The organism is Tenacibaculum sp. SDUM215027, assembly GCF_050566205.1.
Lineage (GTDB): Bacteria > Bacteroidota > Bacteroidia > Flavobacteriales > Flavobacteriaceae > Polaribacter.
Genome location: NZ_JBNXUE010000001.1, coordinates 1,141,222 through 1,166,623 on the forward strand (window position 1 = coordinate 1,141,222; position 25,402 = coordinate 1,166,623).

The following is a 25,402-nucleotide window of genomic DNA, read 5'->3' on the forward strand; positions in this document are numbered from 1 at the left end:
ACAATTTAATGAGTTTATCTAAAAACAATATAAAGTTAATAACTAGTTTACAACAAAAAAAGTATAGACAGAAGCACCGATTATTTGTGGCAGAAGGCGTGAAGGTGGTTAATGAATTGCTTGCATCTTCTTTGGAGGTAGAAGAATTATATACTACTGATGAGTCATTTATGGTTTCAAAAGAAGTAAAGATTATTTTGATTTCTGAAAATGAGTTGAAAAAAGTAAGTACTCTAAAAACACCAAATAAGGTATTAGGTCTGTTTAAGATTCCGAAGGAAGCAGAAATTAATAATGACAGTTTTATTGTTGCTTTAGACGGAGTCAACGATCCAGGGAATTTAGGAACAATTATCCGTCTGTGTGATTGGTTTGGGATTTCTGGGTTGGTATGTTCTAAAAATACGGTTGATTGTTATAATCAAAAGGTGGTACAATCTACTATGGGATCGTTAACAAGAGTTCAGGTTTCATATGTAGACCTACCTGAATTTTTAAGGAGTACTTCATTACCTATTTATACAGCAGATATGGATGGTGAAAATGTATATACTACATCATTACCTAAAGAAGCAGTTTTAGTAATGGGAAATGAGGCAAATGGAATTTCTCCTGAAATTGCTGATATTGTAAAAAATACTGTAACCATCCCAAGGTTTGGTGAGTTACAACAAACTGAAAGTTTAAATGTAGCAACAGCAACGGCTATATTACTAAGTGAGTTTAAAAGAGATTTAACTTAATGATAAAATTAAATCGAAATTACTTGGTTTTTTTCAGAAAAAGCTTCTAATTCTTCTTTATAAAGTGCGTCAGTACTTTCGGCAATAGTAGAAAGATAATTTGTGATTTCAATTGGTTTTATAAGTTCTATATTTTCTTTTTCGTGTAATTCAGGGTAACATGATATAAAGAATTTTTGTATATGAGCTATTAGTTTAATTAGGTCATTACAGTAAACAGAAGGATTGTTGAAACCGTTTTTTTTGTTATAACGATGAACCAATCTGCCACCTTTGCAAATTTCATTTAATGGGCACTCTAAACATTGTTTACAAAGCTTTGTGTTAAAATCATTAAAATATAATTTACCTAAAGGGGTGTGCTGTATATCTTGAAAACTATTTTCTTTAATATTTAGTCCAGTTTTTGTAAAACCATGACCGCAAGCTTTTAGAGAATCTATAGCTTCAATTTCTCCATTGGTTTCGATAACTAAAACAGTTGATTCATTTTTTGCAATTTCATTAACTCTCATTAAAGAGTTTAATAATCCTAAAAATAATGGAATCTTAAATCGTTTGGGATCGCCAATCCAAATGTCAAATAAATTAATTAACCAATCAGCCATTAAGGTTTTGTTTTTATCGAAAGGAAAATTATCATGTGTATAGTCAGGGATTAAAAAGTTTACATAACTGACATTCATTTTTTTAAAGCTATCGTAAATTTCTTTTGGGCTTTCTTCAATATTAATAACACAGGCTATGTCAGCAAAATTCATTTCATTTTTTAATAGTTTGACACTTTCAAAAACTGTATCGTAGCTGCCATTCCCTTTATGATCCACTCGATACATATCGTGTGCTTTTTTAGTTCCATCAACACTTATACTAGGGTAAATGTTTAAGTTTTTAAATAATTGTATCCAGCTTTTATCTAAAAGAACACCGTTTGTTTGTAAGTCAAAAGAGAAAGATACATTAGTTAGCTCTTGTTGCATTTTTTGAACCTTACTTATAAAATCAATGTAAAAGTCTTTGGAAGCGAGTAGAGGTTCGCCTCCATGGAAAATAAAAGAAAATTCTTTTTTGTTATACTTTTTTATATAGTTTTTAGTCTTTTCAATAATATTATCAACAACATCTGAAGACATGAATTTAGGTTGATTTTTATAGGTAGTGTCTCCAAGGTTGTACATGAAGCAGTATGAGCAATTAAGGTTACACCTGCTAGCAATTTTTATGGCTAAAGAATTAAAGTTCATAATTTGAAAAGATGTTGATTAAAACAAGGAAATTATACAGTGCACAATTTCCTTGAGAAGATTTTAAAATGCTGTGTTATAATCTGAAGTGCTCTTTTTCAGCTTCAAATTCTATGAGTTTTACACATTTATGTAGCTTGTCACTCCAAACTAATCCGTCAGGACATACTCTACCTCCTCCACTAGTAGGGTAATAAATTTCTTCTTCAACATAAATGGCTCCTCCTTTAATAAGATCTAAATTATCAGCTTGTAAGCTTGAAAACTTTTCTAACCCTTTAGATAAAAAAAATGTTTTTTTCATAATTATTAATTTAAGTTAATTGCTTACTCTATTTCTTTTTTTAAAGTTCAATAAAATACATTTTCAGCTTCCTGTAAATCATTAAACTTACATTTAAAATTTAAAGAATGTTTTTAAATGAGTTGTCACAAATATTAACCATTTGAGGTGAAAAAGTAAGTGGAGTATGTGACTATTTATAAAAAAGGGAGGTATAATTTAAAAATTATAACACTCTTTGAAGTAGTAGTAATTAGCTTGTTTTTGAAGAAGTAAAATATGAGAATAAAACTTCTATTTGAAGACGAATTTTTATTTCGGTATTTTATAAAAGCATGAACTGATAAAAGAAAACCCTTTGTTTTTTTTATAAAAAACAAAGGGTTTGTTATTGTCGTTTTAAGCTCTTTAAAACTTAAAATAATCCGTTTATTTGAGCATCTATTCTATCAATAACATAACCTAAGTCTTCTTGATTATCAACAAAATCTAAATTATCTACATCAATAATTAATAATTTCCCTTTGGTATACTGGCTAATCCAAGCTTCATAACGTTCATTTAATCGACTTAAGTAATCAATGCTAATAGAGTTTTCATATTCTCTACCTCGTTTATGTATTTGACCTACTAGTGTAGAAATATCAGCACGTAAATAAATTAATAAATCGGGTGGAGTTACCAAGTTTTCCATCAATTCAAATAGTGAAGAATAGTTGCTATAGTCTCTATTTGTCATTAACCCCATAGCGTGTAAGTTGGGAGCAAAAATATGAGCATCTTCGTAAATGGTTCTATCTTGAATAATTTTTTTACCAGACTTACGCAGCTCTAATACTTGGCGAAAACGACTATTTAAAAAGTATACCTGTAAATTAAAAGACCAACGCTCCATTTCGGCGTAAAAATCGTCTAAATACGGATTTTCGTCAACCGATTCAAAATGAGCTTCCCAATTGTAGTGTTTTGCTAATAGTTTTGTTAAAGTGGTTTTACCCGCGCCAATGTTTCCGGCAATTGCTACGTGCATAATTGTCTGTGTAAAATGTTTTTAAATATTGCTGGCACTGCCAGATTAGGGGATGGTAAAATTACATAAAAAAAGGTACTCAGAAACAAGTTTAACAAATCAATTTATATCCATAACCTCTGACGTTTACAATTTGAATATTTTCATCGTATTTTAATTTCTTTCTTAATTTAGAAATAAAGACATCCATACTACGAGCATTAAAAAAATCGTCATCTCCCCAAAGCTTTTTTAAAATAAAAGACCTGTCTAGTATTTCATTTTTATTTTGCGATAAATGAAATAATAACTCCGATTCTCGATGTGTTAACTTTTTAAGTTCGTTATTAAAAGATAGTGCTTGTTTAGTGTAATGAAAAACATAGCTACCAATGCTAATAGAATCATAATTGTTTTTCAATTTAACCCTATCAAGTAGAGCATTTATGCGAACAATTAGCTCTTCCATAGAAAAAGGTTTTTTTAGATAATCGTTACCACCATGTTGAAAACCTTCTACAACATCTTTAGGTTGAGATTTTGCTGTTAAAAATATAATAGGAAGACGCTTGTTTTCTAACCTTATTTCTTTAGCTAATGTAAATCCATCTTTTTTGGGCATCATTACATCTAAAACTAAAACATCAGGTAAGTTTTTTTTGTAAACCTCGTATGCTTCTTCTCCATTAAGAGCGTGAAATACTTTAAAGTTTCTAGTTTCTAAACTTTCTTTTACTATTTGTCCTAAACTAGGTTCATCTTCTGCTAATAAAACTTTAATAATTTTACTCATAATTTAAAACAATTTTAAAAAGGGTGTTGTTTGGTTTTGATATTAACGAAACGGTACCTCCGTGTTTTTCAATAATTTTTTTAGTGTAATATAAACCAATACCGAAACCTTTTACATCATGCGTGTTCCCTTTTGGAATACGATAAAACTGATCAAAGACTTTTTCTTGTTGGTTTTTATCAATTCCTTTTCCATTATCAGCAATAGTTATTTCAATAGTGTTTAATACTTGATTGATGTGCACTTCTATTTTGTCTCCTCCATATTTTATAGCGTTGTCTAATAGGTTAGAAATAGCATTTTCTAGGTGAAAAGGGTCAACATTAGTAATTATTTGAAGTTTGTTTGCGGAGAATTGGATTGTTTTTCCAGAATTGGTAAACTGATGCTTTTTTGTGTTATTTTCTACTAACTCAACCAAATTAATAGGTTCTTTCTTTAAAAGAAGTTTCTCGCTGTCAAGTGTAGCTGTTTCTAGTAATTTTTCAACCATCAAATGCAGTTTTTCTATTTGTATAGACGAAATCGAAATATATTTTTTAGTTCTCTCTTTATCATCAATAGCATTAAAGTTATTAATAGCTTCTAATGCGGTTGAAATGGTGGTAATAGGTGTTTTAAATTCATGTGTAATATTGCTAATAAGGTCGTTTTTAATCTCAGCTAATTTTTTTTGTTGATTGATAATTTTTAATAAATAAAATAGGCTAGTTATAACTGCAAGCGATAGTAAAAGTGAGAGTATAATTCCTGTTGAACTTCTTTTAAGAATCTCTACTGAAGGATTTTCATATAGTAAGGTTAGTTTTTCATTACTTTTAACATAGGTAGACTTAGCATTACTTTGTAGGTTTAGAATAGGGATATCTTCTTTTTTTGAAGAATGGTATAACGTATCATTTTTAAAATGATTTAAATAAAAAGGAGTTAAAATTCCTTTAGTAGTGAGTTGTTTTTTTATGATTGAATCTAACTTGTTATGATCCAAAGAATCATTTTGAACAGAAATAAAAATAGTTTGTAGTCCCTTTATTAATTTTAGGCTATCTGAGGCTTTCTTACCTTTAAAAACTTTCACTTTTTTTACTCCAGAAGAATCAAGAGGAATTCCTGATTTATGATTTTTAGAGAATTGAGTAAACTGAGTAATTTTAGATAGCTTTTTAGGATGATGGTTTTCAGTTTTATGTTGGGTATCTATAATAACAGAATCTATAAAACTTGAATTTATCCTTTTGATATCTTCATAGTTATCTGTTTTAATATCAAATGAAGAAACTGTAATATCTATGCTGTCTTTTTCTTCTTTAGTTTGGTAAGAGATAATTTCTTTCCATATATTTTCGTAACCAGAATCTTTTTTAGAAGTTGAGTCTTTTACGATGGTAAAAAAGTTTTCTTTAGTTAAAGTAGCATAATATTCTTCAACTGCATTGTCTAAACTTAGCTGAATTTCATTAATAACTCTTTGTTTGTTTTGTTGGTAGTTTTTAAAGTTCCAATAAAACTGTATAACGATTGTAGTAATAATGGTAATACTAATTAAATATAATATCCATCGATGTTTTTTCGTGTTCATACCTCAAAGATAAAGTGTTAACACGAATAAAAAACATCGCTTAACACTCGTTAACACTCGTTAACTCAAAAAGACAGTATCGGTAACCATCTTTGTAGTGTTGAATGCTAAAAACTAAACTCATGAAAAAAATCACATTATTAATACTGTTATTAAGTACATCAATATTTTCACAAAACTTTCAAGGAAAAGCTACTTATAAGACACATCGAAAGATAGATTTAAAAATAGACAATGGCAAGGGTGCATCAAACTCTGATATGCAAAAAAAGCTACAGGCGCAATTAAAGAAACAGTTTCAGCAAACTTATACCTTAAGCTTTGATAAGTCAGCATCTACATACAAACAAAATGAAAAATTGTCTTCCCCTCAAGTTCAAACAGAAGGAATGCAAATTCAAATAATGGGTAATGGAGGTGGAACGGATATTTTGTATAAAAATATAGCAAAGAAGAAGTATATAAATAAAACTGAAATAAGTGGAAAACGTTTTTTAATAAAAGATAAATTAGAGAATTTTGATTGGAAAATGACAGGGGAAACTAAGAACATTGGAAATTATACTTGCTATAAAGCTACTAAAACTAGAAAAGAAACTAGGACTTCAATGTCTATGACAGATGGAGAAACAGAAGAGAAAAAAGAAGAAGTAACTATTGAAACTATAGTATGGTATACTCCTGTAATTCCTATTAGTAATGGTCCAGGACAGTTTTGGGGTTTGCCAGGGTTGATCTTAGAAGTACAAGATGGAAAACAAACAATTGTTTGTACTGAAATCGTTTTAAATCCGTCAGAAAAAACAGAAATAAAAGAGCCTACTAAGGGGAAGAAGGTTACTCAAAAAGAATTTGATAATATTATGGATGAACATACGAAGGATATGATGGAACGTTTTAAAAATAGACGAAAAAGTAAAGACGGAAACTCCTTTAATATAGAGATACAAGGGTAGTTATTATTGTATTAAACTTAAATCCTATCTCTTATTTATAGTATTAGTGTGCTATAGTTTAAAAAAGCCACTTACTAAATAATTAAATCATGTAATGAAAAAAATATTATTCATAGCTATTTGCATAGCTACCTGGACAGCTAATGCCCAAATTACACTAAAAGGAGTTGTGAAAGATAGTATAGGAACTCCGCTTGAAATGGCAAATGTAATTGCTATTAACAAAGCTACCAAAAAGTTAGATTCCTATGGATTCACTGATGCAAAGGGAAATTATAAATTAAATTTAGCTCAAAATGCAGCCTACAGTATAAAGGTAAGTTATATAGGTTTAAAAACAGCAGAAGTTAATGTAGAGACAAAAGATAGTAATTTGTTTAAAGATCTTACTTTAGAAGAAGATAACAGTTTAGATGAAGTAAATATCACTTATAAAATGCCAGTTACGGTTAAAGGTGATACAATTGTATATGATGCGGATAGTTTTAAAAGTGGAACGGAAAAAAAGTTAGGAGATGTTCTTCAAAAACTCCCAGGAGTAGAAGTAAATGATGATGGAGAGATTGAAGTAGAAGGTAAAACGGTAAAAAAAGTAATGGTTGAAGGAAAAGATTTTTTTGATGGAGACTCTAAACTGGCTACAAAAAACATTCCTGCTAATGCTATTGATAAGGTTGAAGTGCTTAAAAATCATACTGAAGTGGGGCAAATGAGTAGCGTGACAGATAATGAAGATAACGTAGTTATTAACATTAAACTAAAAGAAGGAAAGAAAAACTTTTGGTTTGGTGAAGTGTCTGGAGGAACGGGAGTAGGGATGAAAGATAGTAGATACTTAGCGCGCCCAAAACTATTTTATTATAGTCCGAAACATAGCCTAAATATTATTACAGATATGAATAATATAGGTGAAGTGCCTTTTACTATGAGGGATTATTTTAAGTTCACAGGAGGCTTTAGACAGTTTGGAGGTAATAATGGAACAAGTTTTAATGTAGGATCTAATGATATTGCTTTTTTAACCTTAAGAAATAATAGAGCAAAAGAAATTGAATCGAAATTTGGAGCCTTAAACTTTAGCTATTCTCCAAAAAAAACTTGGGATATTAATGGGTTTGCCATCTACTCAGGAAATGAAACAGATATGGAAGAAACCACCCAGCGTTTATATTCCAATGCAGGGATTGATAAAAATAGTATATCTGAATATGATCAAAACAATCCATCTTCAATAAAATATATTAATACAGAAAAAACAAAGGATCAAATAAATCAAATAAGTGATTTAGGATTGTTTAAGTTGAGTTCTAGTTATAAGCCTAATGCAAATAATCAATTAGATTACGATATTTTTGCTAAAGTATCTAAACAAGAACAATTACAATCAACAATGTCATCAAGAACATATTTAAATGCAGGTGATGAAATTGTACCAATTAATCAAATTTCAGAGCAAAGTCCTTTTTCTATCAATCAAAATTTAAACTACTATTATACGCTAAACGATAAAAATATTTTTGCTTTTGAAGCACAGCATTTATGGCAAAATGAAGATCCGTTTTATAATGCTGAACTAGAAAGGTTATCTTTTTATAACTTGTTGTCATTAACAAATGTTAATCCTAACTCAGGAGGTCATAATTTATTTAATGTAGGTCAGAATAAAAGAATAAAAACAAATAAACTGGATGCAAAGTTAGATTACTATTATGTGTTAAATTCTAAAAGTAATATAAATATGACTTTTGGAGCGACCTTAAGTAATCAACAATTTAACTCTGCTATTTTTGAAATTTTAGAAGGAAATGAAAACAAAATTACTGAGCCAAATACAGTTAATGATGTAGATTTTTCTTTTGATGATTTGTATATGGGCTTACATTATAAATTCATAACAGGTATTTTTACCTTTAATCAAGGTTTTACATTACATAACTACGTGTCAAAAAACACGCAGTTGGGTTCTGTTTATGAAGATAACTTTATCAAGTTATTACCAGATGCTTCAGTAAAGATTAACTTAAAAAAATCAGAGACACTACGTTTAAACTATGCCATGCAAACTAGTTTTACTGATGTGAATAAGTTAGCAGAAGGTTATGTTTTTAATAATTACAATAGCTTATATTCAGGAAATAGAACTCTTGAAAACTCATTATACCATAATATAAATTTGAATTATTTTAGTTTTAATATGTTTAATTACACCAATGTTTTTGGGTCAATTAACTATAGTAAACGTATTAAAGAAATTAAGAGTAATACAGAGTTTATTGATGTTAACCAAGTAAGAACTTCGGTAAACTCTGCTTTTCCTGATGAGTCTATTTCAGCAAGAGCAAACTTTCAAAAGAGCTTTAGAAAGTTTAAGCTGCGATTAGGAGGAAATGTATCTTATGGAAAATCGAATAGTTTAATTACTGATCGTCAAACGAATGAAACAAGAAATCGATTAGCTAAAACGTTTTCACAAACATATACCTCAAAATTTAGTGCAAACTTTAAAGAAGCTCCGAATTTTGATGTAGGTTATAATGTGTCTATCAATAACTCAGATATTGGAGGAGTAGAAAATACTTTTACAACACATAGCCCGTATATAAATTTTGATGCTTTTTTCTTAAAAGAATTTATTTTTACATCAAAATATACATATAACAGAGTGCTTAATAATGGAGAAACAATTGATAATTATAGTTTTTTAAGAGCAGATTTAACGTATCAAAAGAAAGATAGTAAATGGGAGTATAAAGTAGGGATAACAAATCTATTAAATTCAACAGGGTTAAATCAAAATAGTAGTAATGATATTTATGTAAGTAACTCTTCGTATGTAATTCAACCTAGAGTAGCTATGTTTACGATAAAATATAATTTGTAATAAAATAAAAGAGCAGTCAAATTTGACTGCTCTTTTATTTTATTAATTCTTAAAAATTATCTAATAGCTATTTTTCTAGTTACTTGCTTTCCTGCATTTTCAATTTGTAAAAGATAAAGTCCGCTAGCAGCTTTAGTTAATTGTACCTTTTCATTAAATTGACTAGAAATAGTTGAGAACTTTAGAGTTTCAATCAACCTTCCTCTAAAATCAAAAAGTCTAATAATTGTAGACTCTTTGTCTTTTACCTTGAAACTTACTGTAAATTCCCCGTTTGAAGGGATAGGATATGTCTCTAAGTCATCAAACAAAGTATTATCGGTGGCAAAACTCTCTTCAACAGTAACAGTGTAATCTTCTACTTCACCATTTATGTTAGACTCACAAGCATTTGGAGATGAGTTAAGTTTTGTTGAAACTCTCAAAGTCGTAGAACCTAAAGGAGCATTTTCAGGTACTTTTATAGAAACCTTGTTAGATGTTATTTCATAAGTTTCATTAGTGTCAAATACACAGTTTTGATTCCAATCTACCCAGGCAAAAGCTTTAATATTACTGTTGCCATCGGAGTTAATTGTAGTTGATAAATCATAAGATACACCTCTTGCCACTAACGTACTTTCATCAGTGAAATTAGAATACCCTGTCGTTTTAGAAGAACTATTGTTAATATCGTTAAATGTCACATTAGTAATGCTAATTTGGGAATCTGTTGTTCCAGATGATCTACAAATATTATTATTTTTGTTAATGTTAAGGTTTATTGATTTGGTTAGTGAACCAGAAGATGCTGTAATGTCAATAACATGATCTCCAGTTGGTATGTTGTTTATGTTATCAATGGTAACTATAATCTTAGAATTACTACTAACAGTTTTTTTATCAAAGGAAATAGATGAGTTTTCTGGAATTTCTGAAGCTGAGAAAGTAACATCTTCATTAAATCCGTTAGAAGTTATATAATCTAATTCAAATTTAATATTGTTTGAAACAGTTCCGCAAATAGAAGCATCTCCACTTAAATTAGATAGAGCAAAGTCTGGAGTAGTATCTATTTTAAATTGAGAGGTAATATTATAGAAAATATTATCAGCAGCTTCTATCATCAATACAGCATTGTTGGTAGTTGCTAAACTCGGAATAGTTATTGTTTCTGCTCCATCATTTGGGGTGTTTTCAATAAGAATAACGTCAAAAGAAGTACCTCCATTTGTTGATAATTTAATGTTTACATTTTGACAATTAATAGGGTCTATATTTGTTTCTCCAACTAACCACTTAATTTCTCTTGTAGTATTAGGAGCCCAAGTTGGTTGGTTATTAACAACGAAAGGTTGAGCATCTATAATGTTAATTTTTATATCATCCCTAGCAGAACTACCACTGCCAGAGTGGTTATCTCTTACTGTAAAGGCAAAGTCTAACTCTCTAGCAACTGATGGTAAAACTTCCCATTCTGTAGAAGTGTTTCCACTTAAAACTGTTGAAAGAGCAGGGAAATATCTATCTGGAGACTTTGAAGGAGATAATGACCTGAACATAGGTCCTCCAGTATTTGTAGATAATGGAGACATTGTTGCAACTTCATTATCAATTTGTTCCCAAGTGTATGTTAAAGAACTTGTTCCGTCAGCATCTGTAGCTTGTCCTTTTAAAACAAAAGGAGTAGATTTTGGAATACTTACATCACTTCCAGCGTTAGCAGTAGGAGCATTATTTCCTGTGCTTGTTGGGGTAGCACAACTTCCTGCTCCTTGTACATGATTCCACATTTGAGCTATACTAACAGCATGAAAATAATCGTCACTTACATTTTGTACATCCGGAGAGCAAATACCAGCATATCCCATAATTGTAGAACCACTTCCAGGTTCAACAGCCGTACTAGTACTTCTATTTCCATCACAAGAATTATTAAATGTATGAGTTGCCCCAAATTGATGTCCAACTTCGTGTGCAACATAATCTATATCGTAGGTGTCACCAATTGGCTGACTTCTACCTGTAACCCCTTGAGCTTTGAAGTTTGTAATACAAACAGAATTTAACTGAGCTAGCCCTCCAGCACCAGTACTAAATGTATGTCCAATATCGTAATTAGCATCTCCAATAACATCATCACATTTTACCTGACTTTCGTCAATTAAAGTATTAGCATCATCATTGGTTAATCCATCAGTATCGGCATCTAAGAAGATTAAGGAATCATTGTTGTCCACGATAATCATTCTTACCGCTAAATCTCTTTCATAAACACTATTTACACGAGTCATAGTAGTGTTCATAGCAGATAATACAGCTGCTTTTTTTTCTGCGTTACTAGCTGTTGGTGATACTCCTTGGTTGTTTATATGGAATTGAGTATATTCACCAGTACAAGCTATAGCCATTCTATAAGTTCGTAAGTTACCATCATTAGCATTTCTTCTTTGGCGTGGCGATATATTTCCGTCTTGTATAGCATCTTCAACTTTACACAAAAACTCATCTTTAGAAGGTGTTAAGCTACTCTTTTTGTAAATTATATACTCTTTATAATCTTTAGTATAAGGGTTTATGTACGAAGTACCTTCATTTGCAGAAAAAACAATAGCATGAACTCCATCTTTTCCTATGCTTATTTTAGCAGAAGAAGTAGGGTTGTCAACTCCCTGTGCTGAAAAAGATTTAATCATAGGGAATTTCTCAGCTAAACCTGAGGCTAAATAGGGAGTCTCCTTTATTGAAAAACTCTCTAGTTCTCCATTAGCATTAGGAAGTTGTATGATTTTTGAATTAGGAGTATTTTTAGATTGTAAGTTTGGTAATGTGTTTTTAAAACCATCTAAATTCAAACTCATTAAAACGTATTGTTTTGGTGAAGAGTTTGTATTAAAAGTTTGTTTTTTTTGTTGAGTAATAGCGTCTTTATGAACTCTTGTCCATAGTTGTTGAGAAAACAAGTTTGCTATTGATAGATAGAAAGCAAATAAAAAAGGAAGGGAGCTTTTTTTAAACATGGTTTTTGTAATTGGATATACGTTTAGTTTATAACAGTAAAACTTTAAATTTCCCTACCTTTGTAGGGTAGTTTAGCGGCACAATTTATGAATAAAAAAATAAGAATTAGTGATCTAGGAAGAAAAGATTACAAAGAAACATGGGATTATCAAACTAATCTTTTAGATGAAATAGTATCATTAAAAAGAGAAAGAAGAAATGGTGATAGTGAAATTGAAACTCCTAATTACTTTCTGTTTGTAGAGCATCCGCATGTGTATACCTTAGGGAAATCAGGAGACATGAATAACCTTTTGTTAAATGAAGAAAAGTTAAAAGAGAAAAAAGCGACTTTTTATAAGATTAATAGAGGAGGAGATATAACTTATCATGGACCAGGGCAAATTGTTGGTTATCCAATCTTAGATTTAGAAAATTTTTTTACTGACATTCACAAGTATTTACGTTTGTTAGAAGAGTCTATTATTTTAACAATTGCAGAATACGGATTAGAAGGAGAAAGAAGTGAAGGTGAAACAGGTGTTTGGCTAGGTGTAGGTACGCCATTTGCAAGAAAAATTTGCGCTATGGGAATTAGAGCAAGTAGGTGGGTTACTATGCATGGTTTTGCCTTGAATGTAAATGCTAATCTAGGTTATTTTGATAACATCATTCCCTGTGGAATACGTGGTAAAGCCGTTACTTCGATGGAAGTCGAATTAGGTAGAAAGGTCTCAGAGGAAGAAGTAAAAGAAAAAATTATAAAACACTTTAAAGAACTGTTTGAAGTGGAAGAATTTGTAAAAGCATAAAAAAAGGGTTGACAATTGTCAACCCTTTTTTATATCTTAAAAACTAAAATTATTTTTTAGCTTTAACTTCAAAAGAAATTTCCATTAAATCGTTGATAAACTTGTCTTTTAAAGCAGCATCAATTTTCTTAGACTTGTAAGTAACACCAAAGTCAGTTCTGTCAATACTAAAAACATCACTTTTAAAAGTTAACATATCGTCAGCTTCTGTAACAGTAGCAGGAATAGTAATGCTCTTAGTAACATCTTTAAGAGTTAAGTTTCCAGTAACGTGTACTTTTCCGTCTTTTAATTCAGAACTTGCTACTTCAAATTTAGCAGTTGGAAATTTTTCAACATCAAAAAAGTCTACTTTTTTTAAGTGATCCTCCAAATCTTCTTTTCCTTTACCAGCTTCTAAATCTTCACAAGAAATTGTAGTCATGTCGATAATAAACTCTCCAGACTTTACGTTTCCGTTCTCAACCTCTAAAGTTCCTTTTTCTAAACTAACTACACCGTTGTGAGAACCAGTAGGCTTGCTACCTTTCCAAGTTACAGTAGATTCTGCAACATTAGCTTTATAAGTATTGATGATGTTTTCTGTTTTTGCAACTTCTTTAACTTCGTCGCTAACAGCAGCTTTGTTTTTTTCTGTCTTACAAGAAACTGCTCCAATTGCAATAAAAGCAATAGCTAAAATTGTTTTTTTCATTTTTGTGTTTTTAATAATGATTATTAATCAGGTACAAATATAATTAAAAATAATCCCCATGGAAATTATTTTTTATCTTTGGAGTCGATAATAATAGTTACAGGTCCGTCATTTAGTAAGTCTACTTTCATGTCAGCTCCAAATTGACCCGTTTGTATTTTTTTACCTAAGTCAACTTCAACTTGTTGAATAAATTTTTCATATAAAGGAATGGCTACATCTGGTTTAGCCGCTTTAATATAACTAGGACGATTTCCTTTTTTAGTAGAAGCATGTAGGGTGAATTGACTTACAGCAATTATATCTCCATTAATATCTTTAATCGATTTATTCATAACACCTTCATCATCATTAAAAATACGAAGGTTTATAATTTTGTTGGATAACCAGTTAATGTCTTCCTGAGTATCATCATTAATAATTCCGAGTAAAACTAAGAGGCCATTTTGTATTTCAGCTACTTTTTTATTTTCAATAGTAACGCTAGCTTTTGAAACGCGTTGGAGTACAATTTTCATTTTATATGGATTGTTATTTGTTGAGCTATTTAAATCTTTTAGTCAAAAAAAGAAAGAACTAACTATTCCCAAATATCAGTTCTATAGTGTTCTTCTTCTCCTTCTAAAATTTGTAGATAACTTTTATAACGAGACCAAGCAATTTCATCATTTTCTAATGCGTCTTTTACTGCACATTGTGGCTCGTTTATATGAATACAATTGTTGAATTTACAGTTTTGTTTTAAAGCAAAAAACTCAGGGAAATAATCGCCTAATTCATCTTTGTCCATATCAACTACACCAAAACCTTTAATCCCTGGAGTGTCTATAATGCGAGCATCAAAACTTAAGTCGAACATTTCTGCAAAAGTAGTTGTATGTTGTCCTTGTTTATGTTGTTCAGAAATTTCTTTTGTTTTTAAGTCTAGAGAAGGTTCAATAGCATTTACTAAGGTAGTTTTTCCAACTCCTGAATGTCCTGCAAACATGCTTACCTTTCCCGTCATTAATGTTTTAATTTTATCAACGTTGGTGTTCTCAGTAGCGGAAACTTCGAAGCATTCGTAACCAATAGCTTCATAAACATCTTTTAAATACATAATTTCGGCACGTTGCTCAATTTCATAGGAGTCAATTTTATTAAAAACTAATATGGTTTTAATTGAGTATGCTTCTGCTGTAACTAAAAAACGATCGATAAATGTGGTAAAAGTGGGAGGGTTGTCAATAGTAATCAATAAAAATACCTGATCAATATTTGAAGCAATTACATGAGTTTGCTTTGATAGATTTACTGATTTACGAACAATAAAATTTTTTCGTTCATGAATGTTAGTAATCAAACCTGTTTCTTCATCATTTTTAGTTTCTAGCGAAAAATCAACAATATCACCTACCGAAATAGGATTTGTACTTTTAATACCTTTAATACGAAACTTACCTTTGATACGGCATTTGTATAATTCGCCTTCAGATTTTACCAAATACCAACTTCCTGTAGATTTATAAACCGTTCCTATCATATAACAAAGATGAGAATAAATTAGAAAACTTAATGTAAAAATCCCGCTTTTGCGGGATTTAAAACTAGTTGTTAATTATTTTTTCTTGATGATTTATACTTTCTTGGTGTATTGCTTTGAACATTTTAAGTACGAACTCTTCACTTAAACCACGTTCATCTCCTTCTAAAATCATTTTACCTAAGATTTCATTCCAGCGTTTAGTTTGTAAAATAGCTACGTTTTTATCTTTTTTCAATTCACCAATAGAGTCCGCTATTTTCATACGTTTACCTAACATTTCTATTAGTTGATGGTCAACTACATCAATTTGAGTACGTAGTGTATTTAATGCATTTCTATATTCAGCTTCTGTATCAGTAGCTTTCCTAACTTTTAAGTCAATCATCATTTGGATCAAGGATTTAGGAGTAATTTGCTGTGCAGCATCACTCCAAGCATTATCTGGATCGTAATGTGTTTCAATCATTAAACCATCAAAGTTTAAATCTAAGGCGGTTTGACAAATATCAAAAATAATGTCACGACGACCAGCAATGTGTGATGGATCACAAATCAACGGTAAATCAGGGAAACGATTTTGTAATTCGATAGGGATTTGCCATTCTGGATTGTTACGGTATCTCGTTTTTTCATACGTAGAAAACCCTCTATGAATAACTCCTAATTTTTTAATGTTTTTAGTATATAAACGTTCTATAGCACCTAACCATAAAGGTAAGTCAGGATTTACAGGGTTTTTAACTAAAACAATTTTATCTGTTCCTTCTAACGCATCTGCAATTTCTTGAACAATGAACGGACTTACAGTAGTACGAGCACCAATCCATAAAATATCTACGTCGTGTTCAATAGCAAGCTTTACATGATCTTTGTTAGCTACCTCTGTAGCAATTAACATTCCTGTTTCTTGTTTGGCTTTTTGCAACCACTTTAACCCTAGAGCACCTACACCTTCAAAATTACCAGGTCGGGTACGAGGTTTCCAGATTCCAGCTCTTAAAACAGTAGCGTCAGTATCTTTTAATTCGTGTGCAATTTGTAGTACTTGTTCTTCAGTTTCAGCGCTGCAAGGTCCTGCAATTACTAATGGATGCCCTAACCCGAAGGCATCTAACCATGTTTTTAATTCTTTTGTATTCTCCATTTTTAGTTTTTATTACTGAGGTGTAACCTCTTGAATTCCGTTTAAAATCTGTTTTATATAATTTGTATTTTCCATTTCTGTATAGATTTCTGGAAAATTATTGTGTTCTAATAAGGTTTTGAATTGTTGTAAGTTATGAATATATTCACTTAAAGACTCAATAACATTTTCTTTGTTTTGCTCAAAAATAGGGGTCCACATTGCGGGTGAACTTTTAGCTAATCGTACTGTAGAAGCAAAACCACTACCAGCCATATCAAAAATATCACGTTCGTTTTTCTCTTTTTCGATGACAGTTTTACCTAACATAAAAGAACTGATATGTGATAAATGTGATACATATGCAATATGTTTATCGTGTGATTTTGGATCCATATATCGAATACGCATTCCTAGTTTTGAAAAAATATTCAACGCTTTTTCTTGTAATTTGAATGCTGTTTTTTCAACTTCACAAATAATATTAGTCTTACCTTTAAATAAATTTGTCAATGCAGCATTTGGTCCAGAAAACTCGGTTCCAGCTATTGGGTGTGTTGCTAAAAAATTTCTTCTTTTTGGATGGTCCTTAATTGCATTACAAATTAAGTCCTTAGTTGAACCAACATCGAAAACTAAACAGTTATCAGAGATGTTATTTAATGTTTTGATGATTAAATTTTTAGAAACATCTACAGGAATAGCAATAATGACAATATCTGCATTATGTAGTTCTGAAAACGTAGCTTTTTGATGGATGATTCCTCGCTCTAAAGCAAGGTTTCTATGCTCTTCATTGGAATCAATTCCGTAGATAGTAGCATTTTTAAATGCTAGCTGAATATCTAAGGCGAAGCTTCCGCCAATTAATCCAAGTCCTATGATAAATACGTTCATTATATTCTGTTAATTGCTTCGTTAATTTTTTCTTCAGGTACGCATAGTGAAAAACGAATATACCCTTCACCTTGGTTGCCAAAAATGGTTCCAGGAGCGGCAAAAATGTGCTTGTTGCATAGTAAATCATCAATCATTTCTTCAGCTGTTTTCCCTTCGGGAAGTTTACACCAAACAAACATTCCTGAGGTGTTTTTATCGTAGGTACACCCTAGTTTTTCTGCTAATTCAAATACTAGTTTTTGTCTCTTTTTATAGGTGTTGTTTAGTTGGGTAAACCACTCCTTGTCTAACTCTAAAGCTTTTGTTGCTCCTTTTTGGATTCCGTAAAACATTCCTGAATCCATTTGAGTTTTTACTTTTAAAATTTCAGTTAAGAACTCAGGTTTTCCAAGTAACATTCCAACACGCCAACCAGCCATGTTGAATGATTTACTAACCGAATTTAATTCGATAGCAATGTCTTTAGCTCCTTTAATATGTAAAATACTTTGAGGGTGTTCATTTAATATAAAGCTATATGGATTGTCATTTACAATAACAATGTTGTGCTTCTTTCCAAAGTCAATCAGCTTTTGAAAAGTTTCTTTGGTTGCGTTAGCACCAGTTGGCATGTGTGGATAATTTACCCACATTAACTTTATTTTTGAAGTGTCTAGCTTTTCTAAAGCCTCAAAATTGGGTTGCCAGTTAGTAGCTTCTTCTAAATCGTAAAAAAATGGTTTTCCTCCTAATAAATTGGTAACAGAACTGTAAGTTGGGTATCCCGGATTAGGAATTAATACCTGGTCTCCTTCATTTAAAAAGGCCAACGAAATATGCATAATTCCTTCTTTACTTCCCATTAAAGGAAGTACTTCGTTGGTAGGATTTATAGTAACGTTATAGTTGTTCTGATAAAAATTAGCAACCGCTTGTCTAAACTCTGGAAGTCCTTGATAACTCTGATAACTATGCGCACCAGTGTCTAATAAACTATCTTGAATAGCTTTTAGTACTGATGATGGTGGTTGTAAATCAGGACTACCAATACCAATATTTATAATTGGTTTTCCTTCTGCAATTAATTGACGTACTTCCTGTAATTTTTTAGAGAAGTAGTACTCTTGTACGGTTTGTAATCGGTTAGCAAACTGTATCATAATCTTCCGTTTTTATATTCCCCTAATATTTTAAAATCTTCTGCCATAATCTGAATTATAGCTTTTGCTTTTTCGTAATCTTTGTATACTTCAAAAGTTACATCCACAAAAAAGGCATATTTCCAAGGGGTTTCAATTTTTGGTAATGATTGTATCTTGGTAAGGTTTAACTTGCAATCGCTCATTACGTTTAACATTGCGGCTAAACTCCCTCTTTTATGGTCTAATTCAAATTTTAATGACGCTTTGTTGATTTCGCTTTTTCCGTTTTCAGGAAGAGTTGTTTGAAGAAAAACAAAGCGTGTAGCGTTATTTTTAATGGTTTGGATTTCATCTTCAATAATTGATAAATCAAAAATTTCTGCAGCTATTTTAGGAGCAATTGCCGCAACTCCTTTTAGTTGCTGTTCAGTTATTCTCTTAGCTACTGCAGAAGTGTCAACATCTTCAATCAGTTTAATGTGTTTGTGTTGTTTGAAAAACTCTTTACATTGTAACAAAGCCATTGGGTGTGAACAAACTTCAGTAATGTCTTCAATTGTTTGGTTTGGTAATGCCATTAAATGATGGTGTATCGGCAGGTAGTGTTCACCAGAAATATGTAAATTGTATTTATCAATTAGTGCATAATTAGGGATAATAGATCCTGCAATAGTGTTCTCTAACGCCATAACAGCTTGTTCACTTTCTAAGTTCAAGAGGCTGTCAACCAGTACGTCAAAAGACAAACATTCGTTTAATTTAATGTTTTTTCCGTAGTAATTATTCGCAACGATATGGTGGTTGCTTCCTTGTATTCCTTGAATGGCTATTTTCTTCATTTTACATCAAAAAAAAAGCCTCGATAAATTCGAGACTTTGATTGGGTTATATTATTTTTTGTTAGGCTAACAATATTGTACAAAGTCTCGTCTCTTACTAAAAAAGTAAAAGTAAAAATAGAAACCTTGCCATACGTTTTGTAACATCATTGTATTTGTGTTCTTTGTATGGGACAAATCTTAGAAATAAATTTAACTAAACCAAACTTTTTTTGAAAAAAATGTAAAAAAAGAAAAAAGCTCCTCTAAAAAAGAGAAGCTTTTTGCGGTCTGGACGGGACTCGAACCCGCGACCCCATGCGTGACAGGCATGTATTCTAACCAGCTGAACTACCAGACCGTTGCTTGAAGCAATGTATTATATATTTTAGAGAAACTTTTGCGGTCTGGACGGGACTCGAACCCGCGACCCCATGCGTGACAGGCATGTATTCTAACCAGCTGAACTACCAGACCGTTGCTCTAAGCGGATGCAAATATATAACCTTTTTTTAAATAAAAAAGAGTTATTTCATAAAAAATTCTGTCTACTGATAAGGTACGAGGTAAGTACTCTATCATACCCTTCATTAATGTCAACAGGAATGTAATCTATCTTATATTGTAAGCATTTGTTTTTTAGGTTATTGAAAAAATCAGTGCTCAATTCCTGGTATTTTTGCTGTATATTTTCGGCGTATAAATTTATTTCTTCACCAGTTTCAACATCTATAAATTTTTTAGGGCTATTGTCGAAATCAAACAAAAATTCTGTTTTTTTATCATGGGTATGAAATAATACAACTTCGTGTTTATTAAATTTTAAGTGTCGTAATGCATCAAAAAGTTCATCTTCATTTTTTGAGGTTTGAAACATATCAGTAAATAAGAAAATCAAAGATCTTCTATGAATTTTCTCTGCTATTTCGTGTAAATACTGATAGGTTTCTGTATTAGTTGTTGAGTTAGATGCTAACAAACGCTCTAATTGATGTAGTAACATTTTACGATGACGTTCACTTCCTTTTTCTGGAGCATAATATTCATAAGAATCAGAATAAATACTTAATCCTACAGCATCTCTTTGTCGTTTTAATATATCCATTAAAGAAGCTGCTGCTAATGCCGAAAAACCAATTTTATTTAAGCTGTTTATTGATTGATTTTTACTAACAGGATAGTGCATGGAAGCAGAATTATCTATAACTAAATGACATCGAAGATTGGTTTCTTCTTCGTATTTTTTTGTGTACAACTTTTCGGTCTTAGCAAATAACTTCCAATCAATATGACGCGTGCTTTCACCTTTGTTATAAAGCTTATGTTCAGAAAACTCCACTGAAAAGCCATGAAACGGACTTTTATGCATGCCTGTTATAAAACCTTCAACAACCTGTTTAGCGAGTAGTTCGAGGTTTTTTAGTTCAGAAGTTGTGTTTTTAAGATCAATCATATAGTTCCGAAGATAAAAAAAAGGTTTGGCAATTGCCAAACCTTTTCTATAATATCAAATTAAAATACTATTTATATATTATAAAGCAGCATCAATTTTATCAGTATATGCTTTTTTAGGAGCGGCACCTACTTGTTTGTCAACAACTTCACCATTCTTAAAGATTAATACGGTAGGAATGTTTCTTACACCATATTTAGCAGCAAATTCTTGATTTGCATCTACATCTACTTTACCAACTACAGCTTTTCCGTCGTATTCATTACTAATTTCATCAACGATAGGAGATACCATTCTACAAGGTCCACACCAAGCTGCCCAAAAATCTACTAATACTGGTTTGTCAGATTTTAATACTACTTCTTCAAAAGAAGCATCTGTAATTTCTAATGCCATTTTATTTATGTTTTTATCTAAGTTATTTTCTTATTTATTCACTACAAATGTAAACAAATATTTTACCAATACAATTCTATGAAAATTACTTTTTATTATCATAATATCAATACTTTCTATTTACTTACAAGTTTGTTTTTAAGTGTGTAAAATAATCTATAACTTTGCCAAATATATTTTGAGGAAAAATTTGACTGATTGCAACCTCATTGAACAATAGTTCAAAATAAAAATGCTAAAGCAGTAATTTTCTACTCCTTTTAGCGACTCAGCAATCCAAGTTTTTTCTTTTAGTTAAATTTTTTAAAAAAAGAAGTATTTATGTCATATTTTTTCACTTCGGAAAGTGTTTCTGAAGGACATCCAGACAAAGTAGCAGATCAAATTTCTGATGCTTTAATAGATAATTTTTTAGCTTTTGATTCTGAATCGAAAGTAGCATGTGAAACATTGGTAACAACTGGTCAAGTAGTGTTAGCAGGAGAAGTGAAGTCTTCTACCTACTTAGATGTTCAAAAAATTGCTCGTGAGGTAATTAACAAAATCGGATATACCAAAGGAGAATACATGTTTGACGGAAACTCTTGTGGAGTATTGTCAGCAATTCATGAACAATCAGATGATATTAACCGTGGAGTAGATAGAGCTTCAAGAGAAGAGCAGGGCGCAGGAGACCAAGGAATGATGTTTGGTTATGCTACAAACGAAACGGAGCACTATATGCCGTTAGCGTTAGACTTGTCTCATATAATTTTAAAAGAGTTAGCAGTAATACGTAGAGAAAATAATGAGATTACTTATTTACGTCCAGATGCTAAGAGTCAGGTAACAATTGAGTATTCTGATGATAATGTGCCACAACGTATTGAAGCAATTGTAGTTTCTACACAACATGATGATTTTGCTGCTGACGAAGCAATGTTAGCGAAAATTAGAAAAGATATTGTTGATATTTTAATTCCAAGAGTTAAAGCACAGTTAACTCCAGAGATTCAAGCATTGTTTAATGATGATATTAAATATCATATTAATCCAACAGGAAAATTTGTAATTGGTGGACCTCACGGAGATACAGGTTTAACAGGCCGTAAAATTATTGTTGATACCTACGGAGGAAAAGGAGCACACGGTGGTGGAGCATTTTCAGGAAAAGACCCTAGTAAAGTAGATCGTTCTGCAGCGTATGCAACACGTCATATTGCTAAAAATTTAGTAGCTGCTGGAGTTGCAGATGAGGTATTGGTACAAGTGTCCTATGCAATTGGAGTGGTGGAGCCAATGGGAATTTTTGTAGATACCTATGGAACATCAAAAGTTAATTTAAATGATGGAGAGATAGCTCAAAAAGTTTCTGAAATTTTTGATATGCGTCCGCATGCTATTGAAGATCGGTTAAAATTACGTAACCCAATATATAGTGAAACTGCAGCTTATGGGCATATGGGAAGAACAAACGAAGTAGTTTCTAAAACGTTTACGCAGCCGAATGGTGAAAGTAAAACAGTAGAAGTTGAATTGTTTACTTGGGAAAAATTAGATTATGTTTCTAAAGTAAAAGAGAGCTTTGGTTTGTAAAATTATATACATGTAATAAGAAACTTTCTAGTAAAAAACTCCATTTTTAAACTAAAAATGGAGTTTTTTTTGATTTAATAGTACTATAGTCTGTTTTTTTCATCGATTTTATTTCCCTTCTTTTTCTTTTTTAAAGATTGGTTTCCGAAATTATAAGTAAATCCTACCCGAACATATTGCGTTTCCATATTATCTATAAAATAATTGTTTTGATTTAAGTAATTAGTAGAAACTTTTACTACTTGAGATTTTAAAATATCTGATAATTGTACAGATAGTTTCGCTTTTTTATTGAATAATTCTTTAGTAAGTCCAAAAGATAAATCTTCACTTCCTTCTATTGTTAAAGAGCCTTGAATGCCATTAGTAACTTTATAAAAGCTTAATTCAGCAGTTAAACTTTTGTCTTTTAAAAACTGGTAGTTTGTGGCTACATACCCATAATACCCCCAAATACTATTTTTTACTAATTGGTTGTTATTTTCTATAGCTGTAAATTGATCTTCATTGTAATACAAACTATGTTGTGTATAGAAACTCCATCGGTCAGAAATACTAACATTAGTATTAAAGTTTATTCCATAATTTATGTTTTTTGGAATGTTCACAAATGAATATCGTAAAGTATTTGTGTTATTGTTTTGAAAGTTGATTTCAGTGATATAGTCAGAGACATAACTATAATAGATGTCAAAATTATATTTCTTATGAAGGCTGTATTGTAATTCTAAATTATGTGTAATTGCAGGTTGTAATTTTGGATTTCCTTGATAAAAAGAATAACCACTATAATAGAATTTAAAAGGATTTAAAGAAGAGTAGTTAGGTCTCGTAATTCGTTTTCCATAAGTCGTGCTTAACTGATGTGTTTCATTAGGGGTATACTGTAAATAAAGAGTTGGAAATAGTTTAAAATAATGGTTATTGGTTATTTGATTCAAGGTAACAGAGTTTCCTGTTAGAGAGGTGTGTTCTCCACGTAAACCAGCTTTAAAATTAATTTTATTAAAAGCAGTTTCATAGCTTACATAGCCAGATATGTTGTTTTCAGTATATGAAAACATGTTAGATTTACTATTGTCTATTACAAATTGATTGTTTGAAAGGTTGTAGTGTTTTAAATCACTTTCAGAGTTAATTGTTGCATGTTTTATTCCAGTTTCTAATTTGGTTTTATCGTTATTTTTATATTCATAATCTAATTGAGAATTGTAAATTCTGGTGGTCTGTCCGGTAAGTGTTTCAAAAGTTGTATTGTTAGTGAAGTTTTTGTCAATATCAAAAAAATCAGTTTTTACTTCTTGATTTCCTGTTCTTTTATAATCTGTAAAATGTCCACTTATATTTAATTTCTCTTTGTCAGAAAGTAACCATTCATATGTAATATCTAGCCCTAGATTCTTTGTGAGTTTTTCTGATTGATTAAATGTGGAAAATGAAGATTGAATACTGTTGTTAGTATTATTTAAAATATTAGACTCTGTAGTATTACGTCCTTTCCATTTTGGACTATAATATAGCTGACTACTTAAGGTTACACTACTTCTTTTATTGATGTAAAACTCTGAATTTAATCGAAGATTATGTGTGCTGTACCACGAGTTTCTATCTAAAAAAGAATGATACTTTTCACCTGTATTTTTTTGGTCAAAGCTAATGACTTCTTCTTCCAAGCGATTCCCTCTACCTTTACTATGTGAGTAACTTGCATATAGATTTACATTGTTGTTTTTAAAATAATGAGAGGTATTTATATTTCCTGAAGAAAAACGAGCTTTTCTGTATGAAGCACCTATTTTCCCTTTGTAACCACTTATAGCATTTTTTTTCATTTTAATATTTAATACAGCATTCCCCTCAGCTTCGTATTTAGCAGGTGGATTCGTGATGACTTCAATGGCAGTAATATCTTGAGCTGAAGTGCCTTCTAGTAAATCTTTTAAATCATTACTTGATAAATACACTCGTTTATCGTTAATTAAAATAATAATATTACTAGAGTTTCGTATAGTTAAATTACCGTTTCTTTCTAATACTCCTGGAGTTTTTCTTAAAATACCCCAAGCATTTCCTGTTGATAAAATAGTGTTTTCTACATTAAAAACTAAACGATCTACCTTGCGTTTTATAGTAGGTTTTTTGGCGTTGATTTGAATTTCGTCTAATGTTTCTAAATCCTCTACTAGGGTAATAGGTGTTAGTTTTTTGTTGTGTTCTATTTTTATAATCTTAGAAACTTCTTTATAACCGATAAAGTTCACGCGTAGCTCGTAAGTGTTAGCTTCAATATTATTAAAAAAGAATTTTCCATTATCATCGGTAATACTTCCTTTATAAATAGTTTTTGTTGTAGTATGTAACAGTATTACATTAGCAAATGAGATAGGGTTTTTAGTATTGTCTATTACCTCTCCAGAAAAAGAATATTGAGCAGTTATTTGAGCTGACCAAAATATAATAAAGAGTAATTGTATTATTTTCATGATTATGTGTTTTGAAGTAGCAAAATTGAATAATC

Annotated in this window: 21 protein-coding genes and 2 tRNA genes; 5 read left to right on the forward strand and 18 right to left on the reverse strand. The window is 30.8% G+C overall.

Annotated features, from left to right (window positions below; translation table 11 throughout):
• The first annotated feature begins 8 nt into the window (after window positions 1-8).
• Window positions 9-743 carry a TrmH family RNA methyltransferase gene (locus ACQYZ7_RS05395; protein ID WP_430728743.1) on the forward strand — a complete coding sequence of 245 codons (735 nt, stop codon included), beginning with the start codon at window positions 9-11 and terminating at the stop codon, window positions 741-743.
• Window positions 744-751: 8 nt separating this feature from the next.
• Here the strand turns inward: ACQYZ7_RS05395 and ACQYZ7_RS05400 are convergent, their stop codons facing one another.
• From ACQYZ7_RS05400 to ACQYZ7_RS05420, 5 genes are all read right to left on the reverse strand, one after another.
• Window positions 752-1,987, reverse strand: coding sequence for a radical SAM protein (locus tag ACQYZ7_RS05400; protein WP_430728744.1), 1,236 nt, complete (start codon window positions 1,985-1,987; stop codon window positions 752-754).
• A 76-nt stretch (window positions 1,988-2,063) separates the two neighbouring features.
• The gene (locus ACQYZ7_RS05405; protein ID WP_430728745.1) at window positions 2,064-2,291 is read right to left on the reverse strand and encodes a hypothetical protein; all 228 of its coding nucleotides are present in this window, start codon (window positions 2,289-2,291) and stop codon (window positions 2,064-2,066) included.
• 394 nt (window positions 2,292-2,685) lie between these two features.
• Complete coding sequence (locus ACQYZ7_RS05410) at window positions 2,686-3,300, reverse strand: deoxynucleoside kinase (protein WP_115900140.1); 615 nt, start codon at window positions 3,298-3,300, stop codon at window positions 2,686-2,688.
• A 91-nt stretch (window positions 3,301-3,391) separates the two neighbouring features.
• Window positions 3,392-4,072: a response regulator transcription factor gene (locus tag ACQYZ7_RS05415; RefSeq protein WP_430728746.1), complete on the reverse strand. Its 681-nt coding sequence runs from the start codon at window positions 4,070-4,072 to the stop codon at window positions 3,392-3,394.
• A complete protein-coding gene (locus tag ACQYZ7_RS05420; protein ID WP_430728747.1) occupies window positions 4,065-5,651 on the reverse strand; it encodes a sensor histidine kinase in 1,587 nt (528 codons plus the stop codon). The genes ACQYZ7_RS05415 and ACQYZ7_RS05420 overlap by 8 nt, the downstream gene beginning before the upstream one ends.
• 122 nt (window positions 5,652-5,773) lie before the next feature.
• Between ACQYZ7_RS05420 and ACQYZ7_RS05425 the strand changes: the two genes are divergently transcribed.
• Window positions 5,774-6,607 carry a GLPGLI family protein gene (locus tag ACQYZ7_RS05425; RefSeq protein WP_430728748.1) on the forward strand — a complete coding sequence of 278 codons (834 nt, stop codon included), beginning with the start codon at window positions 5,774-5,776 and terminating at the stop codon, window positions 6,605-6,607.
• A gap of 94 nt (window positions 6,608-6,701) precedes the next feature.
• Window positions 6,702-9,488 (forward strand): carboxypeptidase regulatory-like domain-containing protein, encoded by a 2,787-nt coding sequence (locus ACQYZ7_RS05430; protein WP_430728749.1) that lies wholly within the window; start codon window positions 6,702-6,704, stop codon window positions 9,486-9,488.
• A 56-nt stretch (window positions 9,489-9,544) separates the two neighbouring features.
• On the opposite strand, the gene ACQYZ7_RS05435 is transcribed toward ACQYZ7_RS05430, so the two are convergent.
• On the reverse strand, window positions 9,545-12,487 hold the full coding sequence (locus tag ACQYZ7_RS05435) for a reprolysin-like metallopeptidase (protein ID WP_430728750.1): 2,943 nt from the start codon (window positions 12,485-12,487) through the stop codon (window positions 9,545-9,547).
• 87 nt (window positions 12,488-12,574) lie between these two features.
• Here ACQYZ7_RS05435 and lipB point away from each other — a divergent pair, with 87 nt between their 5' ends.
• Complete coding sequence (lipB, locus tag ACQYZ7_RS05440; protein ID WP_430728751.1) at window positions 12,575-13,279, forward strand: lipoyl(octanoyl) transferase LipB; 705 nt, start codon at window positions 12,575-12,577, stop codon at window positions 13,277-13,279.
• A 49-nt stretch (window positions 13,280-13,328) separates the two neighbouring features.
• Here the strand turns inward: lipB and ACQYZ7_RS05445 are convergent, their stop codons facing one another.
• From ACQYZ7_RS05445 to trxA, 11 genes are all read right to left on the reverse strand, one after another.
• A complete protein-coding gene (locus ACQYZ7_RS05445) occupies window positions 13,329-13,973 on the reverse strand; it encodes a YceI family protein (RefSeq protein ID WP_430728752.1) in 645 nt (214 codons plus the stop codon).
• 65 nt (window positions 13,974-14,038) lie between these two features.
• Window positions 14,039-14,491: a D-aminoacyl-tRNA deacylase gene (gene dtd / locus ACQYZ7_RS05450; RefSeq protein ID WP_430728753.1), complete on the reverse strand. Its 453-nt coding sequence runs from the start codon at window positions 14,489-14,491 to the stop codon at window positions 14,039-14,041.
• A gap of 62 nt (window positions 14,492-14,553) precedes the next feature.
• Entirely contained in the window at window positions 14,554-15,495 is a 942-nt protein-coding gene (gene rsgA / locus ACQYZ7_RS05455) for a ribosome small subunit-dependent GTPase A (RefSeq protein WP_430728754.1), read from the reverse strand.
• 64 nt (window positions 15,496-15,559) lie between these two features.
• A complete protein-coding gene (locus ACQYZ7_RS05460) occupies window positions 15,560-16,642 on the reverse strand; it encodes a chorismate mutase (RefSeq protein WP_430728755.1) in 1,083 nt (360 codons plus the stop codon).
• 12 nt (window positions 16,643-16,654) lie between these two features.
• Window positions 16,655-17,518, reverse strand: coding sequence for a prephenate dehydrogenase (locus ACQYZ7_RS05465; protein WP_430728756.1), 864 nt, complete (start codon window positions 17,516-17,518; stop codon window positions 16,655-16,657).
• Window positions 17,518-18,660 (reverse strand): pyridoxal phosphate-dependent aminotransferase, encoded by a 1,143-nt coding sequence (locus ACQYZ7_RS05470; protein WP_430728757.1) that lies wholly within the window; start codon window positions 18,658-18,660, stop codon window positions 17,518-17,520. Before ACQYZ7_RS05470 ends, ACQYZ7_RS05465 begins: the two co-directional genes overlap by 1 nt.
• On the reverse strand, window positions 18,657-19,481 hold the full coding sequence (locus tag ACQYZ7_RS05475; protein ID WP_430728758.1) for a prephenate dehydratase: 825 nt from the start codon (window positions 19,479-19,481) through the stop codon (window positions 18,657-18,659). Before ACQYZ7_RS05475 ends, ACQYZ7_RS05470 begins: the two co-directional genes overlap by 4 nt.
• 266 nt (window positions 19,482-19,747) lie before the next feature.
• A tRNA-Asp gene (locus ACQYZ7_RS05480) sits at window positions 19,748-19,821 on the reverse strand.
• Between the two features lie 42 nt (window positions 19,822-19,863).
• A tRNA-Asp gene (locus ACQYZ7_RS05485) sits at window positions 19,864-19,937 on the reverse strand.
• Between the two features lie 55 nt (window positions 19,938-19,992).
• Window positions 19,993-20,913, reverse strand: coding sequence for a DUF58 domain-containing protein (locus tag ACQYZ7_RS05490; protein WP_430728759.1), 921 nt, complete (start codon window positions 20,911-20,913; stop codon window positions 19,993-19,995).
• Window positions 20,914-20,991: 78 nt separating this feature from the next.
• Window positions 20,992-21,309 carry a thioredoxin gene (gene trxA, locus ACQYZ7_RS05495; RefSeq protein WP_028892415.1) on the reverse strand — a complete coding sequence of 106 codons (318 nt, stop codon included), beginning with the start codon at window positions 21,307-21,309 and terminating at the stop codon, window positions 20,992-20,994.
• Between the two features lie 321 nt (window positions 21,310-21,630).
• On the opposite strand from trxA, the gene metK reads away from it, so the two are divergent.
• Window positions 21,631-22,884 carry a methionine adenosyltransferase gene (gene metK, locus ACQYZ7_RS05500; protein WP_430728760.1) on the forward strand — a complete coding sequence of 418 codons (1,254 nt, stop codon included), beginning with the start codon at window positions 21,631-21,633 and terminating at the stop codon, window positions 22,882-22,884.
• Window positions 22,885-22,967: 83 nt separating this feature from the next.
• Here the strand turns inward: metK and ACQYZ7_RS05505 are convergent, their stop codons facing one another.
• Entirely contained in the window at window positions 22,968-25,367 is a 2,400-nt protein-coding gene (locus tag ACQYZ7_RS05505) for a TonB-dependent receptor domain-containing protein (protein ID WP_430728761.1), read from the reverse strand.
• Between the last annotated feature and the right edge of the window lie 35 nt (window positions 25,368-25,402).

What these genes read in the sequence shown, in the direction of transcription:
- ACQYZ7_RS05460 (WP_430728755.1), bottom strand. Translation starts at nt 16,642, where the DNA reads ATGGAGAATACAAAAGAATTAAAAACATGGTTAGATGCCTTCGGGTTA.
- ACQYZ7_RS05470 (WP_430728757.1), bottom strand. Translation starts at nt 18,660, where the DNA reads ATGATACAGTTTGCTAACCGATTACAAACCGTACAAGAGTACTACTTC.
- ACQYZ7_RS05415 (WP_430728746.1), bottom strand. Translation starts at nt 4,072, where the DNA reads ATGAGTAAAATTATTAAAGTTTTATTAGCAGAAGATGAACCTAGTTTA.
- ACQYZ7_RS05395 (WP_430728743.1), top strand. Translation starts at nt 9, where the DNA reads ATGAGTTTATCTAAAAACAATATAAAGTTAATAACTAGTTTACAACAA.
- trxA (WP_028892415.1), bottom strand. Translation starts at nt 21,309, where the DNA reads ATGGCATTAGAAATTACAGATGCTTCTTTTGAAGAAGTAGTATTAAAA.
- rsgA (WP_430728754.1), bottom strand. Translation starts at nt 15,495, where the DNA reads ATGATAGGAACGGTTTATAAATCTACAGGAAGTTGGTATTTGGTAAAA.
- ACQYZ7_RS05430 (WP_430728749.1), top strand. Translation starts at nt 6,702, where the DNA reads ATGAAAAAAATATTATTCATAGCTATTTGCATAGCTACCTGGACAGCT.
- ACQYZ7_RS05475 (WP_430728758.1), bottom strand. Translation starts at nt 19,481, where the DNA reads ATGAAGAAAATAGCCATTCAAGGAATACAAGGAAGCAACCACCATATC.
- ACQYZ7_RS05405 (WP_430728745.1), bottom strand. Translation starts at nt 2,291, where the DNA reads ATGAAAAAAACATTTTTTTTATCTAAAGGGTTAGAAAAGTTTTCAAGC.
- metK (WP_430728760.1), top strand. Translation starts at nt 21,631, where the DNA reads ATGTCATATTTTTTCACTTCGGAAAGTGTTTCTGAAGGACATCCAGAC.
- ACQYZ7_RS05425 (WP_430728748.1), top strand. Translation starts at nt 5,774, where the DNA reads ATGAAAAAAATCACATTATTAATACTGTTATTAAGTACATCAATATTT.
- lipB (WP_430728751.1), top strand. Translation starts at nt 12,575, where the DNA reads ATGAATAAAAAAATAAGAATTAGTGATCTAGGAAGAAAAGATTACAAA.
- ACQYZ7_RS05465 (WP_430728756.1), bottom strand. Translation starts at nt 17,518, where the DNA reads ATGAACGTATTTATCATAGGACTTGGATTAATTGGCGGAAGCTTCGCC.
- ACQYZ7_RS05435 (WP_430728750.1), bottom strand. Translation starts at nt 12,487, where the DNA reads ATGTTTAAAAAAAGCTCCCTTCCTTTTTTATTTGCTTTCTATCTATCA.
- ACQYZ7_RS05505 (WP_430728761.1), bottom strand. Translation starts at nt 25,367, where the DNA reads ATGAAAATAATACAATTACTCTTTATTATATTTTGGTCAGCTCAAATA.
- ACQYZ7_RS05490 (WP_430728759.1), bottom strand. Translation starts at nt 20,913, where the DNA reads ATGATTGATCTTAAAAACACAACTTCTGAACTAAAAAACCTCGAACTA.
- ACQYZ7_RS05410 (WP_115900140.1), bottom strand. Translation starts at nt 3,300, where the DNA reads ATGCACGTAGCAATTGCCGGAAACATTGGCGCGGGTAAAACCACTTTA.
- ACQYZ7_RS05445 (WP_430728752.1), bottom strand. Translation starts at nt 13,973, where the DNA reads ATGAAAAAAACAATTTTAGCTATTGCTTTTATTGCAATTGGAGCAGTT.
- ACQYZ7_RS05400 (WP_430728744.1), bottom strand. Translation starts at nt 1,987, where the DNA reads ATGAACTTTAATTCTTTAGCCATAAAAATTGCTAGCAGGTGTAACCTT.
- ACQYZ7_RS05420 (WP_430728747.1), bottom strand. Translation starts at nt 5,651, where the DNA reads ATGAACACGAAAAAACATCGATGGATATTATATTTAATTAGTATTACC.
- dtd (WP_430728753.1), bottom strand. Translation starts at nt 14,491, where the DNA reads ATGAAAATTGTACTCCAACGCGTTTCAAAAGCTAGCGTTACTATTGAA.